Below are 17366 nucleotides of genomic sequence, written 5' to 3'. Positions count from 1 at the left end.
GTGAACCATCCGTGAGCCAACCTTCAGGGTCGGCGCGGCGGCGTCAACCCCACCGATTCGGACGGGACCACGGGTTCGACCGCCGTTAGCATGGGCGGCGAAGGGCCCGCCGGCCGGAAGGGGGCGCGATGACCACCTTGCTCGCGCACGAGTGGCTCGCGCCCGCCGGGGGTTCGGAGAACGTCTTCGAGGAGCTCTCGGCACTGATCCCGGGGGCACGCCGCGTGTGCCTGTGGAACGACGCGCACGAGCGGTTCGGCGGTCAGATCGAGCAGACGTGGCTGGCCGGGTCGCGCCTTCGCCGCTCGAAGGCGCTCGCCTACCCCTTCCTGTCCAGCGCTTGGCGCCGTGTCGACCTCGCCGGCGTCGACCGCGTCGTGGTCAGCACGCATGCCTCGTCCCACTACCTGGCGTCGCGCGCCGCAGGAGAGGGCATCGCCTCGTTCGCCTACGTCCACACCCCGCCGAGGTACATCTGGGCGCCGGAGGCCGACGAGCGCGGCAAGTCGATCCCGGTCCGTGCGGGCCGGCACGTGTTCAGGGGCCTGGACCGCCGGCGGACCGCCCCGACGGTGTCGTTCGCGGCCAACAGCGAGTTCGTGCGGGAGCGGATCCGTGCGGCGTGGGGGGTCGACGCACGCGTGATCCACCCGCCGGTGAACGTCGAGGCCATCCAGGCCGTCGAAGACTGGCGTGCGGCGGTGGACGGTGACGACGAGCGCCGCAAGCTGGACGCCCTGCCCGAGATGTTCGTGCTCTCCGCCTCGCGCCTCGTCGAGTACAAGCGCCTCGAGGTGGCGATCGATGTCGGCGAGTCCCTCGGGCTCCCGGTGGTGATCGCCGGTGCGGGACCTGCAGAGGCGAGGCTGCGCCGGCTCGCGAAGGACCGCTCGGTGCCGGTCGTCTTCTTCGGAAGGGCCAGCACACCGGCTCTGTATGCGCTCTACCAGAACGCCACGTTGTTCGTCTTCATGGCGGTCGAGGACTTCGGGATCATGCCCGTCGAGGCGATGGCGACGGGAACCCCCGTGCTGGTCAATGCATCCGGCGGCGCGCGCGAGAGCGTGTGCGTCACCGGTGGCGGTGCCGTCCTGGCCGAGCCGTGGTCTGCCGCGAGCCTCAAGATCGCGAGCGAGGACGCGATCGCCCGACCGCGCGACCGGACGGCCGATCGCGCACGGCTCTTCTCCGCGACCCGATTCCGCGAGCGGGTCGGCGCGTGGCTCGGAGCCACCGGGTGACGATCCTCGTCGACGAGCGATTCCGCGGCGAGCACGGAATCGGCCGCTATGCCACGGAGATCGTGACGCGACTGCCGACCGCGTGGCAGCGCGTCGATCTCGGCGGGCGCCCGGCGAGCGCAGTCGACGTCCTCAATCCCCGCCGCCTCCGGCTGCCACGGCGCACGACGCTGTACACGCCGGGATTCTCCGCCGGGCCATCCCGCTGTCGCCAACTCCTCACGATCCACGACCTGATCCATCTCGACCCGGTCGTCGGCAAAGGACACCTCGGCCGGATCTACTACGACCGGGTCGTGCGGCCGGTCGTCTCGCGGGCGGGGATGGTCGTCACGGTCTCGCAGACGTCGCAGCGAGCCATCCGCGAGTGGCTCGACGACCCCGAGGTCGAGGTCGTGGACTGCGGGATCGGAGTCTCGAGTGCATTCGTCCCCGGCCTCGCCGACGCCGAACCCCACTCGGATGACGTCCTGTTCGTCGGCAACGCCAAGCCACACAAGAACCTGACGACGCTTCTGCAGGCGATGACGCTGCTCCCGGATCTGCGGCTGTCGATCGTGACGCCCGACGTCATGCGCGTGACGACGATGGTCGAGCGGAGTGGCCTCGCCGATCGCACGCGGATCCACTCGGGGCTCACGGACGACCGGCTCGCGGAGCTGTACCGCGGTGCGGCGTGCCTCGCGCTGCCGTCGCTCGTGGAGGGCTTCGGGCTTCCCGCGGCGGAGTCACTGGCCTGCGGCCGACCCGTCGCCTACTTCGCGGGGTGCGACTCCCTTCGTGAGATCGTCGGGGACGACGGGGTCGCCTTCGCCGACCCGCACGACCCACAGGCGCTGGCGCAGGCCATCGACGAGGCCCGGAGGATCCCGGTCTCTGCCGGGGTACACGCAAAGCGCTTCTCGTGGGACACGGCCGCGGCGGCGGTCCGCGCCGTGGTCGAGCGCCTCGATGCTACCGGCGACTAGGGCTGGCCCGAGCCGGCCCCGGTGGACCGAGGGCGCAGGAACGCGGAGACGGCCGTCGGTGCGACGCCCGTGAAGCGGCGAGCGAGCGCCCACAGGAGGACTCCCGCGACCGTGGCGGCCAACGCGGCGCCCGTCGCGGCTCCGCGCAGTCCCCACGCCTGTGCGCCCACGGTGCATGCGATTGCGGACACCACGACGGACGCGCCGTAGCCGAGGGAGGCGATCCGTGCTCGTCCCGTGAAGATCAGCAGTGCTCCGGCCGGTCCGAAAGCGCAATTGAGCAGTTGGCCGACGATCAGGATCCGGAGCGCCGAGGTCGCATCCGTGAAGCTCTCGCCGAAGATGCCCAGCAGGACGGGGGCGAGGACGAACATGGGCACCGCGACGCAGGTGAGCAGGCCGAACTGCCACCGGGTGGCAGCCCGCGCCACCGCGGAGAGGCGTTCGGGTTCGGAGGCATGGCGGGCGATGCGCGGGATCGCGACGGTGTTGATCGCCCCGACGACGATCGAGAGGAGCCCGGCACATTTCGCGGCCGCCGCGTACTGGCCCAGCTCGTGCGGACTCAGCACGAGTGCCGACACGAGCAGGTCGGTCTGCGTGAGCAGCAGCGTGATGCCACTGGCGGTGAGGTACGTGGGCGACTCCCGCAGCCAGTCGCGAGGGAAGTCGGCGGCAGCGAGGCGCGATCCGAACCGGACGGACCTACCGATCGAGACCAACTGCACGACGATCGCCACGACGCCGCCGGTCGTGAGGGCCACGAGCGCCCACACCGCGCCGGCATTCGATCCCCACCGATCACCCAGCATGACCACGAGCGCGATGGTCACGGCCGGACGCAGCACGACACTGGCCCCGTAGGTCGAGACGAACCGGTCGATCGCCCGCCCGACGTCGCTGCCCACCATCCACAGCGCCGTGGCGGCCGAGAGCAGGATCGCGGAGATCGCCAGGTCGAGTGACGTCCGGAGCAGGGCCAGGGCGACCGTGCCGCCGATCACGCCGAACGCGAGTGAGGTCAGGATCGTCACGCGATACGCGAACGCGACCAGGCGCTCGTGATCCTCCGTCGAGGCGGTGGCGGGCACATGACGCAGCGCCAGTCCGCCCGAGCCGGCCGTGCAGACGAGTCCGGCGATGGCGCTGATGCTCACCACGGCACTGACCGTGCCGAACGCCGCAGGTCCGAGTGCCCTCGCCAGAACGAGTTGGCTGCCGAAGGCGAGCACGGCTCCCAGTCCCTGGATCGCGAGGGCGATCACATAGCCGCGGGAATCGCGGTCCTCGCGCTGCGTGGCCGTCATCGGTCCGTGGCCGTCGAGAGCAGGAAGGACAGTGCCGAGTCGGGGCGGTTCATACCGGCGGTCTCCTTCCAGCTCAGCTTGTAGAGGGGCGTCGTCGGGTCGAGCAACTCGGTCCGCATGGCGTCGTCCACGGGACGCCCCAGACCGAATCGCTGGACCAGATGGGGGCCGTCGGACGAGACCTCGGGGACCTCGGCCCATGCCCGGGCCAGCGCGGGATCGGCGTGCACCGCCCTGGCGAAGGCGTGGTGGAACGCGAAGTACGGCTCGATGCGCAGCAGATTCGACAGCGGCACATTGAGCCGCCAGCGGCTGGTGGCGACCGAGGCCTGCAGCGCACGCCCGGTCACCCTTCCGGCGAAACGGCTGGCCGGATGCGGCGAGGCCGGACGGGTCGCCGACCAGTACTGCTCCACGACGCGCCGGGTCTCACGCACCAGGGGGTGGCCGGCCTCGGCCGCGAGGAACCAGGACGACACGAGGAAGCCCCGGTCCGGGCGGGCGAAGGCGAAGAAGCCAGAGCCGTCGACGAGGTCGAGCCACGAGTCGAGGCTCCAGTTGCAGTAGGCGGTCGCGTCGACCCAGACGCCGCCATGACGCTCCAGGAGCCGCAGGCGCACGAGGTCCGACAGGTGCGTGTCGTCCAGACGCTCGGAGGCCCACGCCGGCACCTCGACGAGCCGTGGCAGGTCGTCGGCGGTGACCAACTCGACGCGCCAGTCCGGATGGTGCCTGACCCACGAATCGTGACAGGCCCGGACGACGGCCGGAGCGCTCTCCAAACCCTGCAGCCACATGAACCAGATCGTGCGGTTCCCGTGCCCGGGCGTCATGGCTGGTCCGTCCCGAGTCCCGCGAGCCGGAGGGCGACCTCGGCGCTGCGCGCGCTGGCGCCGCCGTCCACGTGGTCGTGGTAGCGGCGGCGCGCGCGGTCACGCGATGCGCGGTGCGGATCCTCGCCGCGGCGGAGCCGACCCAGATGCATGACGACCTCCGCCCACGACGCGCACAGTGGACCCGGTGCGACCGCCGGATCTGCCGGGCTGTCGTACAGCCCGCGCTCGTCCCGCTCGTACTCCTCGCGGTCGGGGGCGAGGAACAGGATCGGCCGATCCGTGAGCAGGTAGTCGACGTACACGGTGGAGTAGTCCGTGACGAGCGCATCGGCCTGCCCGAGATGCTCCGCGAGATCGTCCGACGAGGCCAGCGGTGAGTCCCAGACGAGCACGTCGCCCGGGGTGGTGGTCGATCGGAGGCCGGCGAGGCTGGGATGCAGCCGGACGTGCAGGCGCACGCCCAGGTCGGTCAGCGCGGTCACGAGGACCTCCGACTCGGCCTCGAGCCAGCGCGCCACCCGCAGTGGATCGGTGTCGCGGAACGTGGGTGCGTACAGGACCTCCCAGCGGTCGGCCGGGGTGCGCGTGCCGGCGGCCAGCCCGTCGTTGCGCGGCTGGCCGGTGATCGGCACGCGTGCCGGCGGCACCCGAAATGCCGAGGACATGCGCTCGGCATCCAGGAGGGAGGAGGCGTTGACGGCCGCGAACGGGCCGCTCGCGTGGAACGGGAACCATCGCGAGAGCCGTCGCGACCGCTCCAACCTCGCCGCGACGACCGGGCTGTCGTACTCCACCCGCTTGACGTTGATGCCGTGCCAGAGGTTGTAGACGACATCGGGGCACACGTAGCGATTCACATCGGCCCGTCCGCCCGACACGATCGCCAGCCCGGCCGTGGCCGTGAGCCAGTAGCCCGTCGGACCGTACGCGCGAACCGCTCGCACGCCGGCCACTCGCGCCTGTGCCAAGGCAGAGTCGGAAGTCGCGACCCAGACGCACTCGATCCACGGCAGGTGCTGCTCGACGTAGTCCAGCAAGTGGCGCGGGTTGTCGGCGTACCGCGTGCCCAGCCAGGCGCCGAACACCCAGCGGTCCGGCTTCCTCGGCGTCACCCGCGTCAGCCAGTAGAGCGGAAGGTTCACGACGTAGGCCACGGCCTTGCGGGCGCGTCGGAGTCGCCGCGAGAGCGACGCGGAACCGCTCACCGCGCCCCTCCGGCGCGCGCGAGCTCGACCGGTGGCGCGACCAGGCGTCCCCGATCGACCAGGGCGAGGCAGAGCGTGAGGGGCATCCAGACGAATCCGTTGTAGTCCAGGGTCAGCACGAGCGCCATCAAGGCCACGGACCAGCACACGAGTCGGACCATGCGGAGCTCCTGGGGGCGTGTTGCCTCCAGCCGCGAGGCCGTCTTGAGGCAGTTCCGGCACACGGCGAGATACGTGCCCAGGAGGAGCAGGCCGAAGACGCCGCCGATCGCGATCGTCTCGAGGTACGTGTTGTGGGCGCCCTTGTCGATGCCCAGCGTCTGACTCAGCATGAGTTGGAGATTGTTCGGCCCCACGCCGGTCAGCCAGTGGTCGCGGATGACCACGCCGGTGGCCTCCAACAGTTCGGCCCGCTCCGTCGCCGAGCCGAACGTGTCGGTGGCGGCACCGGGTCCGCCGAGGAGCACCCGCATCCCCGACTGCAGATCGGCGGACCTCTCTTCCAGAAAGGCGCGCAGCGCGCCGGTGGAGAGCACGTAGGCGACCACGCCCGCGCAGGCGACCGCGGCGATCGCACCGACGCGCCGCACGACGCGCGTCGCGCGCGATCCGGCCACGGCGCCGCCTTCGCTCGCGGTGAGGACCACGATGAGCGCCGCGACGATCAGGCCCATCCGCGACAGTGTGGCGGCCGTTCCGAGCACCACGACGACGGTGAGCAAGGTCCGTCGCGGACTCCGTGGCCGGAATCGGAGGAACAGCAGACCGACGACGAGCACCATGGCGGCGAAGTTCGGGTCGAACTTGAACGCGGTCGCCCGCGACAGCCCGACGATCGCCTCGCGCCGGCCGAGTGCCTCGGTGCCCACCGTGAACAGGGGTAGCAGATCGAGCGATTGGCCGATCGCGACGAGTGACGAGACGACGGCGCACCAGATCCACACGGTGCCGAACACGCGAAACGGATCGCGGGCCGTGAGCAGGGCCGAGTACACGAGCGTCGCCGCCAGCCCGTTGAACACGATCGCGACGATCGCGCCGGCCATCGGGTCGCCGTTCGTGCCACCGAGGATCGGACCCGACGAGAACGCCACGACGGCCAACCCCACGCACAGCCACAGTCGGGGCGGCAGGTTGACCCGGCCCATCATCACCGCGCCCAACGGGAGCACGACGACCGCCGCCAGCTTCTGAGCCGAGATGACGAATCCGTCGACCGTCCCGAACGTGACGTCTACGAACTGGCACAGGGTGAAGCACGCGATGATGAGCCGTGCGCCGAGATCGGAGTCAGGTCGGCGCGTACTCGGTGCCCGTTGGCTCACCCGGGTACCTCCTCGCGCCATTGAGCCGTCCCCTCGCGACGGCGAGCCGGAACGTGGACAGTCCCACCTTGCCACCGATGCGCGCCGCGAACGCCCCCGCGAGCGGACGCATCACGTGTCCGCCGACCGCGAGCCAGCCGTAGCCGTGCGAGCGCAGCACGTGCCCCATCCCGTAGCCGTACGCGTACCCGACCGCAGGGTCGAGGCGGCGGGGCACCTGCTCGGGGCTCGGGTGGGACACGTGCACGAGGGGGTCGTACTCGCACTTGAGCCCGAGACGAAGGCCCCGCAGGACGAGGTCGGTCTCCTCGCCCGAGCCGAAGCCGGTGCCCGCGCCCACGCCCAGTCGCGGGTCGAAGGACCCGATCGCCGACATCGCGTTCGAGCGCACGAACAACCCCGGAGAGACCACGGTTCGCCAGACGTTCCTCCGGTCGATCGGACCGGCGCGGGTGGGGTACCGCAACATCGGTCCGGTGGGCGTCAGGACGCGCCCGCACAGGATCGCGAGATCGGGATCCGCCGCGAAGCGATGGCAGACCCGGCTCAACGTGCCCGGAAGGTACCAACAGTCGTCATCGGGAAAGCCGACGATCCCGTCGGGAACCGCGTCCAGGGCGACGTTGCGTGCCCGTGAGAGACCCGGCGCGCTCTCCCGCACCGTGACGTCCAGGTCCCCGTGCCGCGCGACGAGCGACTCGGCGCCCGCCGGGTCCCGTTGTTCGACGATCGTGAGGCTGAAGGCGCGGTGGTGTTGGCGCCCCAGCGCGTCGAGGAACCGTTCGAGGACCTCGGGCCGCAGCACACTGCCGAGGATCAGTGTCACCTCGGCAGGCTCGTCGGCGCGTCCACTCGTCACGGTTGCGAACACCACCCTGAGTCGTCAGGACGCCCGGCGACCGCCTCGGATCTCCGCGCCGCAGACTCGCCATGCGAGCCTCGGTCGCCACCCTAGCGTCGCTGGGTCACCGGGAGTGCGGATCGACTCCGCGTCCCCGTCGTGGCTACGACCGACGCCGGACCGTCTCGCGCTTCTGCTCGTCGATCGCCTGCTCGTAGGCGACCACGAGCGCCTGGATCGTCAGCGGCTTGAAGCGCTCGACCATCGCGGTGATGATCTCGGGCGGCTGGCCCGAGGACTTCAGCGCCGGCCACACCTGCGTCCGGAAGAGCTTCGTGAGCTCGTCGGCGAGCGACGTGCCGTGCTCGAGGATGATCTTGCGCGAGGCGTGGGCGGCCTCGAGCGGCAGGGCCGCGTCCAGGAACCCCATGCCGACGGCCAGGTGGGCCGGCGCGAGCTTGAACACGTCCTCGCCCGGTGTCGGCTCGATGACACCCAGAGCCACGAGCAGTTCGAGGTCGTCGTCGCTCAGCCCGCGGCCGGCGCGCTTCTCCAGCTCGTCGCGCGCGACGGTCTCGGGCAGTTCGGGCATCCACGGCGCCAGCAGGGTGCGGTGCAGGGCGACCTCCTCCGGCGAGGCGTTCGCCGGGATCTTCTCGAGATAGCCCTCGATCGCCTGCAGCGTGAAGCCGTGCGACTGCAGCTCGCGGACGAGCTCCAGCCGCGCGATGTGCCCCGGGCCGTAGTAGCCGTTGCGTCCTTCGCGGCGCGGCGGCGGGATGAGGCCGCGCCCGGCGTAGAAGCGGACCGTGCGCACGCTCATGCCGACGCGTTCGGCGAGCTGTTCGATGCCGATCGACTCCGCGGGTTCGTTCACGGATCGAGCGTAGTCCCGGTCCGGGCGAGTCACGATCGCGACGGGGGCGACGCCCGGGCCAGACCGCCTAGGCTGTCCGCGATGGACGTCACCCGCCCGCACGGCCCGACCCTCGTGCTCGCCGCGACGTACGGGCTGCTGCTGGCGCTCGTCGGCTTGTGGCCGCAGCACGTCGACTCGGGTCTGGGCGTGGCCGACTGGGCCGTGACCCGACAGCTCGCCGAGGTCCTGTCGCTCACCCCGCTCCAGGTGGTCGGTCTGGCGCAGGTCGTGGCGAACGTCCTGCTGTTCGTGCCGGTCGGGTTCCTCGTCGCGTGGTGGCTGCCGCGCGGGTCGGCATTCGTCGCCATCGCGGTCGGCGCCGGAATCTCGCTCGTGATCGAGCTCGCGCAGTGGTGGGGACCGATCGACCGGACCGCGTCGTGGGCCGACGTCGTCATCGATGCCGCGGGCGCCGGCCTGGGGTTCCTCGCGATCGGCCTCGCGCCGAACCGGCCGTGGGCGCGCGTGGCGGTGCTCGGCGGGCTCGTCGGCGTCGTGCTGGCGGTGCTGGGAGTGCTCGTGTGGGGGCTCGTCACCGCCCAACCGTGACCCGTGACGCCCCGTGGGACACCGCCCCAGCGCTGAAATTCGGGGGGTCACTGGAAACTCTGACAGTAGTGGTGTCAGAATCGACGCTGAACGATCCCACCCGTCTGTGAGGACACCCCATGACCGAGGCATTCATCTACGACGCCATCCGGACCCCGCGTGGCCGTGGCAAGAAGAACGGGTCGCTCCACGAGGTCAAGCCGATCTCGCTGGTGACCGGCCTGCTCGACGAGATCAAGACCCGCAACCCCGACCTCGACCCGAACGCGGTCGACGACGTCGTCCTGGGCGTCGTGTCCCCGGTCGGCGACCAGGGCGCCGACATCGCCCGCACCGCGGTCCTCGCGGCCGGCTTCGGCCAGCCCGTCGCCGGCGTGCAGCTCAACCGCTTCTGCGCCTCGGGCCTGGAGTCGGTCAACCAGGCCGCCGCGCGCGTCCGCTCCGGCTGGGAGGACCTGATCCTCGCCGGCGGCGTCGAGTCGATGAGCCGCGTCCCGATGGCCTCCGACGGTGGCGCCTGGGCGATGGACCCCAAGACGGCCCTCGACACCGACTTCGTCCCGCAGGGCATCGGCGCCGACCTGATCGCGACCCTCGAGGGCTACAGCCGTGAGGACGTCGACACCTTCGCGGCCGAGTCGCAGGCGCGCGCCGCCAAGGCGATCGCGAACGGCTACTTCGACAAGTCGATCGTGCCGGTCCGCGACATCAACGGCCTGACGATCCTCGACCACGACGAGTTCGTCCGCGAGGGCACGACTGTCGAGTCGCTCTCGGGCCTCAAGGCGTCGTTCGCCGACATCGGCGACCTGGGCGGCTTCGACGCCGTCGCGCTGCAGAAGTACGTCGAGGTCGACCAGATCAACCACGTGCACCACGCGGGCAACAGCTCGGGAATCGTCGACGGCGCCGCCCTGGTGCTGCTCGGCTCGGAGAAGGCCGGCCAGCAGTACGGCCTCACGCCGCGCGCTCGCGTCGTCTCCACCGCCGTCGTCGGCTCGGAGCCGACGATCATGCTGACGGGCCCCGGCCCGGCCTGCCGCAAGGCGCTGGACAAGGCCGGTCTGTCGATCGAGGACATCGACCTCATCGAGATCAACGAGGCATTCGCCGCCGTCGCCATGAAGCTCATGCGCGACCTCGACGACTACCCGTACGAGCAGACCAACGTCAACGGCGGTGCGATCGCCATGGGCCACCCGCTCGGTGCGACCGGCGCGATGATCCTGGGCACCCTCGTCGACGAGCTGGAGCGTCGCGAGAAGCGCTACGGCATGGCCACCCTCTGCATCGGCGGCGGCATGGGCATTGCCACCATCGTCGAGCGCATCTGACACGGACACGGAGATCGAGAACATGACCACCACTGATGCAGTGCGCTACGAGGTCGCCGACGGCATCGTCACCCTGACGATCGACGACCCGAACCAGAGCGCCAACACGATGAACGAGACCTACCGCGCCTCCATGGAGGCCGCGGTGAGCCGTCTCGCCGACGAGATCGCCCAGAACGGCGACTCGATCAAGGGCGTCATCGTCACGAGCGCGAAGAAGACCTTCTTCGCCGGTGGCGACCTCAAGCTCATGACGCAGGCGACGCCGGCCGACGCGCAGGCGCTGTTCGACAACGTCGAGTCGATCAAGGCCACGCTGCGCCGGCTCGAGACGGTCGGCAAGCCCGTCGTCGCCGCGATCAACGGCGCCGCCCTCGGTGGCGGCCTCGAGATCGCGCTCGCCTGCCACCACCGGATCGCGGCCGAGGGCCGCTACGAGATCGGTCTGCCGGAGGTCACCCTCGGCCTGCTGCCCGGCGGCGGTGGCGTCACGCGACTGACCCGTCAGTTCGGCATCCAGGACGCGCTCATGCAGCACCTGCTGCAGGGCCAGCGTCGCAAGCCGGCCCAGGCGCTCGAGAAGGGCGTCGTGGACGAGGTCGTCCCCGCCGACCAGCTGCTCGCCGCGGCGAAGGCGTGGATCGAGTCCGTGCAGGGCGACGACGACGCGGCCAAGCAGCCGTGGGACCGCCAGGGCTACCGGATGCCCGGCGGCCTGCCGAGCAACCCCAAGCTGGCGGCCTTCCTGCCCAGCTTCCCGGCCAACCTGCGCAAGCAGCTCAAGGGCGCCCCGTACATCGCGCCGAAGCACATCATGAGCGCTGCGGTCGAGGGTGCCCAGGTCGACTTCGACACCGCGAGCCGGATCGAGTCGCGCTACCTGGTCAACCTGCTCGTCGGCCAGCAGTTCAAGAACATGACGCAGGCGTTCTTCTTCGACCTCGGGTCGATCAACGCCGGTGGCTCGCGTCCCCAGGGCATCGAGGAGCGCAAGGCCGAGAAGCTCGCCATCCTCGGCGCCGGCATGATGGGCGCGGGCATCGCCTACGAGGCGGCGCGTGCGGGCATCGAGGTCGTGCTCAAGGACGTCTCGATCGAGGCCGCCGAGAAGGGCAAGTCCTACTCGGTCGGCCTGCTGGACAAGCAGGTCCAGCGCGGTCGCCTGACGGAGCAAAAGCGTGACGAGATCCTCGCCCGCATCCACCCGACCGCCGACTACGCCGACCTGGCCGGCTGCGACTTCGTCGTGGAGGCCGTCTTCGAGTCGGTCGAGCTGAAGCACAGCGTCTTCGCCGAGCTCGAGCCCATCGTCAACGGCGATGCGCTGCTCGGCTCGAACACGTCGACGCTGCCGATCTCGATCCTCGCCCAGGGCGTCCAGCGTCCCGAGGACTTCATCGGCATCCACTTCTTCAGCCCGGTCGACAAGATGCAGCTCGTCGAGATCATCGTCGGGGACAAGACCTCCGACGAGGCGCTCGCCCGCGCGATCGACTTCACGAAGCAGATCCGCAAGATCCCGATCGTCGTCAACGACAGCCGCGGCTTCTTCACGTCGCGCGTGTTCGGCACCCTCGTCATGGAGGGCGTCGAGATGCTCGCCGAGGGCGTCGACCCGGTCGAGATCGAGCGCGCCTCGCAGCTCGCCGGCTTCCCCGGGCAGCCGCTCGCGATGAGCGACGAGGTCTCGATGACCCTGCAGCAGAAGATCGCGGGCGAGGCCAAGAAGGCGCTCGAGGCCGAGGGCAAGGAGTACGTCGTCACGCCGGCGATGAAGGTCGTCGACGACATGGTCGCGCTCGGACGTCCGGGCAAGGCCGGCGGCGCGGGCTTCTACGAGTACCCGGCCGACGGCAAGAAGTTCCTGTGGCCCGAGCTGTGGGACCGCTACGTCAAGGCCGACGCGAACGTGCCGCTCGAGGACGTCAAGGAGCGCCTGACGTTCATCATGGCGATCGAGACGGTCCGCTGCTTCGAGGAGGGCGTCATCCGCCAGGTGGCCGACGCCAACATCGGCTCCATCTTCGGCATCGGCTTCCCGCCGGTCCACGGTGGCGCGCTGCAGTACGTGAACGGCTACGAGTCGGCCACGGGCGAGATCGGCGTCAAGGCGTTCGCCGAGCGCGCCCAGCAGCTGGCCGAGCAGTACGGCGAGCGGTTCGCGCCGCCGGCCCTGCTGCTGCAGAAGGCCGAGAAGGGCGAGAAGTTCGCCTGATCACCCGTCCGACGACACGGCCCCGGTCCTGGTGGACCGGGGCCGTGTCGCGTCCGGGGTCAGACCGCGCCGTCACGGGCCAGCACCGCCCGGACCGTGCGCGTGAGGATCTGCAGGTCGCCCAGGAGCGACCAGTTCTCGACGTAGTACATGTCCAACTGGATCGCCTCCTCCCAGCCGACGTTCGACCGGCCCGACACCTGCCACAGGCCCGTCATCCCCGGCCGCACGCGCAGGCGCCGCCAGTCGCTGTCGTCGTACAGCGCGACCTCCTCCTCGCGCTGTGGTCGCGGACCCACGAGGCTCATCTCGCCGCGGATCACGTTGACCAACTGCGGGAGCTCGTCGATCGAGAAGCGCCGCAGGACTCGGCCGACCGAGGTGATGCGGGGGTCGTCCGTGACCTTGAACAGGGGGGCATCGGCGCGGCCCTGGGCGGTGAGCAGGCCGGTCAGCTCGTCATCGGCCCGCTCGCGCATCGACCGGAACTTCACGACGCTGAACGGCTCGCCGTCGCGCCCGATGCGCTCCTGGCGGTAGAGGACCGGGCCCGGGCTGTCGAGCTTGATCGCGATCGCGGTGACGAGGAAGACCGGCGCGCTCAGCGTGAGCAGTACGGCCGCCCCGATCCGGTCGAACACGAGCTTCGGCCAGTTGCCGGCCTCGGCGTACTGCGGCTCCTTCACGTGCACGAACGGCACGCCGGCCACCGTGCGCATGCCCAGCCGTGATCCGGCCACGGCGACCAGGTTCGGCGAGAGCAGGAGCTCGATCCCGGCCGCCTCGAGGTTCCACGTCAGCTCGCGCAGGCCGCGGCGACCGAGCGCGTCGCTGTCGCACACGATCACGACGTCCGCGGCGCTCAGCCCGAGCGCCGACTCCAGCGGCTCGTCGCTGCCCAGGACGGCGATGCTGCGATCGTCGAACCGCACGAACCGGTGCTCGTCCGACGAGGTGGGGACCCACACGCCGGTCACCTGCAGCCCGGCTCCGCGGTTCCTGGCGAAGTGTCGGGTCAGCTCGTCCGCCGACTCCCACCGACCCACCACGAGCACGTTCCTGACCAGCTCCCCGGAGCGGTACCGGTTCCCGCGCCACCGTCGCCACCAGTGCCGGCTCACGAGCAGGCCCGCGAGGCCGAGGGGGAAGGCGATCGCCACGTATCCGCGGGACAGGTTGAACTTCAGCAGCAGCGCCACCATCGACGCCAGACCGAACATGATGACCGTGGCCTGCGCGATGCGCGGGTACTCGTGCGAGCTGCCCAGCACGTTCGCCCCGCGGGTGCCGCCCAGGTGCAGGGCGAGCCACCACAGCAGGACCAGGCCGGTGCCGAACTTGGTGTAGCCGACGTCGAACTCGGGGTCGATCGTGGCCGCGCGGGTGCCGAGCCAGCCGAACTCCGACACGACGACGGCCGCGGTCAGCACCAGCAGATCGGTCACCCAGATCCCTCGCGTCTGCCGGCGTCGGACGCGCGCTCGCGACTCCTCGAGCCGGAGCTCCTGCCGTTCGCTGTCGATCGTCACGCGGGCTCCAAGGGTCGGGTGGGCATCACCGTGCTCGGGCTTTCCGTCACTGTAACTTGGGGTGGCCGGAGTCGTCACGGTCGATTTGCGCAGGTCAGATCGCCTCACCGCAGGGTCTGGCGTCCGGAGCGAGAGTCTGCTCTCATGGAAGGGTCCCCGCTGAGATGGAGCCGGTCATGACCACTCGAGTACTCCGCCAGATGACATGCGCCGTGGCTGCCGCCGCCGCCCTCGCCCTCGCCGTGACCGCCCCCGCCGTCGCCGAGCAGAACTACGCCGACCCGGTGATCACCGTGGACGCGCCCGCCACCGTGGCACCCGGTGAGGAGTTCACGGTCGCCTTCTCGTCCAACGTGTCGTGCGACGCCTGGTCGTCGCAGTTCGCCGGTCAGGCCGGTGCGGGCGGAAGCGGGTTCGACTACTCCGTGACGTTCACCGCGCCGCAGGAGCTGGGGCAGTACTCCGGTTCGGGCACGTGTGAGTTCACCGCCCAGAGCGAGGTCCGGCCCGCCTCGTTCGGCTCGACGAAGACCTTGGCCTTCGAGGCGACGCAGACCGCGTCAGCCAGCTTCAGCGTCGCGGTCCAGACCTCGTCGGCGAATGACGAGACGGCCGCCCTGTCGGGCACCGGCGGTCCGAGCTGGCAGGTCATCGCGCTCGGTGTGGTGCTGCTCGCCGCCGGGGGTGGCGCGCTCGTCGCGGTACGCCGGCGCAAGGTCTGACGCCGGCATCGGGCCCGGCGGTGATCGTGCGTTCTCGGGCGTGGATGACATCGCCGTGGGTCTGGTTGGCGGCCGTTCTCGGCGCCGTGGCCGTGGCCTTCGGCGTGGCGTCGGCGCTGCAGGCACGCCGCGTCGCCGCGAACCTGCTCGACGCCCAGCGCGAGGCGACGACCCTCACGTCGCAGCTCTCCGCCGGTGACGTCGACGGCGCGCAGGCCACGCTCGCGCGTCTGCAGGACACCGCGGGTCGAGCCGACGAGACGGCGTCGGGGACGCGGTGGGACATCGCCGCCCGCGTGCCGTGGGTCGGCCCGAACGTGAAGGCCGTCCGGGTCACCGCCGACGCCGTGGACGACATCGCCACCCGAGCGCTGCCTCCCGTGGTGGACGCCGGAGCCGCCGTGTCCTCGGACAGCTTCCGCCCCCGCGACGGCCGGATCGACGTGGACCGGTTGGAGCGCCTGGCGCCGGCCGTCGCGACCGCCTCGGGCGTCCTGTCGGAGAACGCCGACCGGATCGCGGCGATCGACCCGGACGCGCTCGTCGGTCCGCTCGTGCGTCCCGTCCTCGAGCTGCAGCGCCAGATCGCCCGCGCGGATGCCGCCGCCGACACGACCAGTCGCGTCATGGAGCTGGTCCCGGCGGCGCTCGGGGCCCAGGGCCCGCGTTCGTACCTGCTGGTGTTCCAGACCAACGCGGAGATCCGCTCGACCGGCGGGATGGGTGGCGCGTACGTGCTGCTGCAGACCGACGGCGGCGAGGTGAGGCTCACGGAGCAGGCGTCCGCGCGCGAGCTCAACGCGCCGGCCCTGGCCGACGCGTCGGTCACGACGGTCGAGTCGGCGGCGTTCGGCACGATGATGGGCAGCGACGTCAGGGCGACGAACATCAGCCCGGACTTCCCGCGCGTCGCCCGGATCTGGGCCGACCGCGCGGAGGCGGCGTTCGACACGCACATCGACGGCGTGCTCAGCCTCGACGCGGTCGCGATGTCCTCCGTCCTGCGCGGGATCGGCAGCGTTCAGTTGGCGAACGGCCACAGCCTGACGGCGGACAACGGCGTCGACATCCTGCTGAGCCGGGTCTACCTCAACTACCCGGCCGGCGAGGCCCAGGACGCCTTCTTCGAGGACGCGACGGCGCGCACCTTCGATGCGCTCATGCGCGGTGAGGGCGACTGGATCGAGGTGACCTCCGCGCTGGCCGAGGCGGCGTCCCAGCGACGGGTGCAGGTGTGGTTCCGGGACGCGGACCAGCAGGCGGTGATCGCCGGCGCCGCGGTCGCCGGCTCCGTGGCGCAGCCCGCCGACACGCCGTACATCGGCCTCTACATCACCGATGCGGCCCAGTCGAAGATGCAGTACTACCTGCGCTACGACACCCGCGTGAAGGCGACCACGTGCCGCCCCGACCGCAGCCAGACCGTCGTGGTCGACACGTCCTTCCGCAACCAGTTCGACCGACCGATCAAGAAGACACCGTGGTACGTCACGGGCCGCGGCACGAGGACGGCGAAGGGGAACCAGCTGCTCACATATCGCCTGCTCGCGCCGAAGGGTGGCCGGATCACCGAGTTCGTGGTCGACGGCAGCGACCAGCCGGTCGGCTCCAGCGATGTGGCGTACGACGGTCGCCCGGTGCAGTACGGCACGCTGAGGATCACTCCCGGCGAGGAGGTCTCCGTGCGATGGAAGGTCCAGACCGCGCCCGGTGCCGCCCTCGACTCGCGCTACTTCGAGACGCCCGGGGTCACCTCGTCGAGCAACGACGTGAGGGTGCCGAGCGCATGCCGATGACTCAGTGCGAGGGACCGCTCACCGCTCCGAGCCGCTCCGCGATCACCGTCACCGCGGCGTCGATCGCGTCCGCCACGTCGTGGTGGACCTGCGTCGATCGACCGATCGGGTCGAGCAGGTCCACGTCCGGCGGTCCGTGCGACCGCCGGGCGGCGGCCGCGGCGACGAGGGCCTCGACGTCGGCCACCTCGGTGATCGTCGACACCAGGGCGGCGAACTCCAACAGCGTGAAGGTCCGGTGCAGCGCCCGCGGTGAGAGCTCGAGGACGTCGGCCCGGTGCGCTCGGGTGGCGGTCAGCACGAGGTCGGCACCGGTGATCAACTCGGGGACCAGTCGGCGCGCGGTCGCGGACGGTACGGCGATGCCGCGCCGAGTGAGCTCGGCGGCCGAGGCCGGATCGATCGGCCGGCCCTCAGGGGCGCGGACGCCGGCCCCGACGACGTCGAACAGCCGCGGGTCCAGGCGTGACACCAGCATGGCCGTGGCGACCGGCGACCGGCACACGTTGGCGGTGCAGACGACCAGGATCCGGTGGGTCACGGGCAGGAGCCTAATCGCCGCGCGGGTTAGGCTGAGTC

The 17366-nt window shown here is 70.9% G+C and carries 15 protein-coding genes; 7 read left to right on the top strand and 8 right to left on the bottom strand.

Going from position 1 to position 17366, the window contains the following annotated elements:
- Positions 1–128: 128 nt before the first annotated feature.
- Both ACT26F_RS13205 and ACT26F_RS13200 read left to right on the top strand, forming a co-directional pair.
- The gene (locus ACT26F_RS13205) at positions 129–1241 is read left to right on the top strand and encodes a glycosyltransferase (protein ID WP_471671008.1); all 1113 of its coding nucleotides are present in this window, start codon (positions 129–131) and stop codon (positions 1239–1241) included.
- The gene (locus tag ACT26F_RS13200) at positions 1238–2209 is read left to right on the top strand and encodes a glycosyltransferase family 4 protein (protein WP_471671007.1); all 972 of its coding nucleotides are present in this window, start codon (positions 1238–1240) and stop codon (positions 2207–2209) included. Before ACT26F_RS13205 ends, ACT26F_RS13200 begins: the two co-directional genes overlap by 4 nt.
- Here the strand turns inward: ACT26F_RS13200 and ACT26F_RS13195 are convergent.
- From ACT26F_RS13195 to ACT26F_RS13170, 6 genes are all read right to left on the bottom strand, one after another.
- The gene (locus ACT26F_RS13195) at positions 2206–3516 is read right to left on the bottom strand and encodes an oligosaccharide flippase family protein (RefSeq protein WP_471671006.1); all 1311 of its coding nucleotides are present in this window, start codon (positions 3514–3516) and stop codon (positions 2206–2208) included. The genes ACT26F_RS13200 and ACT26F_RS13195 overlap by 4 nt on opposite strands.
- Positions 3513–4349, bottom strand: coding sequence for a capsular polysaccharide synthesis protein (locus tag ACT26F_RS13190; RefSeq protein ID WP_471671005.1), 837 nt, complete (start codon positions 4347–4349; stop codon positions 3513–3515). Before ACT26F_RS13190 ends, ACT26F_RS13195 begins: the two co-directional genes overlap by 4 nt.
- The gene (locus ACT26F_RS13185) at positions 4346–5557 is read right to left on the bottom strand and encodes a CDP-glycerol glycerophosphotransferase family protein (protein ID WP_471671004.1); all 1212 of its coding nucleotides are present in this window, start codon (positions 5555–5557) and stop codon (positions 4346–4348) included. Before ACT26F_RS13185 ends, ACT26F_RS13190 begins: the two co-directional genes overlap by 4 nt.
- Positions 5554–6882 carry an O-antigen ligase family protein gene (locus tag ACT26F_RS13180; RefSeq protein WP_471671003.1) on the bottom strand — a complete coding sequence of 443 codons (1329 nt, stop codon included), beginning with the start codon at positions 6880–6882 and terminating at the stop codon, positions 5554–5556. Before ACT26F_RS13180 ends, ACT26F_RS13185 begins: the two co-directional genes overlap by 4 nt.
- A complete protein-coding gene (locus ACT26F_RS13175) occupies positions 6848–7708 on the bottom strand; it encodes a glycosyltransferase family 2 protein (RefSeq protein WP_471671002.1) in 861 nt (286 codons plus the stop codon). The genes ACT26F_RS13180 and ACT26F_RS13175 overlap by 35 nt, the downstream gene beginning before the upstream one ends.
- 178 nt (positions 7709–7886) lie before the next feature.
- A complete protein-coding gene (locus tag ACT26F_RS13170) occupies positions 7887–8600 on the bottom strand; it encodes a MerR family transcriptional regulator (RefSeq protein WP_471671001.1) in 714 nt (237 codons plus the stop codon).
- A gap of 81 nt (positions 8601–8681) precedes the next feature.
- Between ACT26F_RS13170 and ACT26F_RS13165 the strand changes: the two genes are divergently transcribed.
- The 3 genes from ACT26F_RS13165 (at position 8682) to ACT26F_RS13155 (ending at position 12740) form a co-directional block, all read left to right on the top strand.
- A complete protein-coding gene (locus ACT26F_RS13165) occupies positions 8682–9191 on the top strand; it encodes a VanZ family protein (protein WP_471671000.1) in 510 nt (169 codons plus the stop codon).
- A 119-nt stretch (positions 9192–9310) separates the two neighbouring features.
- Positions 9311–10525, top strand: coding sequence for an acetyl-CoA C-acetyltransferase (locus tag ACT26F_RS13160; RefSeq protein WP_471670999.1), 1215 nt, complete (start codon positions 9311–9313; stop codon positions 10523–10525).
- 22 nt (positions 10526–10547) lie between these two features.
- Entirely contained in the window at positions 10548–12740 is a 2193-nt protein-coding gene (locus tag ACT26F_RS13155) for a 3-hydroxyacyl-CoA dehydrogenase NAD-binding domain-containing protein (protein WP_471670998.1), read from the top strand.
- A 59-nt stretch (positions 12741–12799) separates the two neighbouring features.
- On the opposite strand, the gene ACT26F_RS13150 is transcribed toward ACT26F_RS13155, so the two are convergent.
- Positions 12800–14269, bottom strand: a complete 1470-nt coding sequence (locus tag ACT26F_RS13150; protein ID WP_471670997.1) for a sugar transferase — start codon at positions 14267–14269, stop codon at positions 12800–12802.
- Positions 14270–14445: 176 nt separating this feature from the next.
- On the opposite strand from ACT26F_RS13150, the gene ACT26F_RS13145 reads away from it, so the two are divergent.
- Both ACT26F_RS13145 and ACT26F_RS13140 read left to right on the top strand, forming a co-directional pair.
- Complete coding sequence (locus ACT26F_RS13145) at positions 14446–14991, top strand: hypothetical protein (protein WP_471670996.1); 546 nt, start codon at positions 14446–14448, stop codon at positions 14989–14991.
- 44 nt (positions 14992–15035) lie between these two features.
- Positions 15036–16787: a DUF4012 domain-containing protein gene (locus ACT26F_RS13140; protein WP_471670995.1), complete on the top strand. Its 1752-nt coding sequence runs from the start codon at positions 15036–15038 to the stop codon at positions 16785–16787.
- Position 16788: 1 nt separating this feature from the next.
- On the opposite strand, the gene ACT26F_RS13135 is transcribed toward ACT26F_RS13140, so the two are convergent.
- On the bottom strand, positions 16789–17328 hold the full coding sequence (locus tag ACT26F_RS13135; RefSeq protein WP_471670994.1) for an arsenate reductase/protein-tyrosine-phosphatase family protein: 540 nt from the start codon (positions 17326–17328) through the stop codon (positions 16789–16791).
- Positions 17329–17366: the final 38 nt, after the last annotated feature.

This window comes from Aeromicrobium sp. SP1 (assembly GCF_055663785.1).
This window is presented reverse-complemented; position numbering and strand designations above follow the sequence as displayed.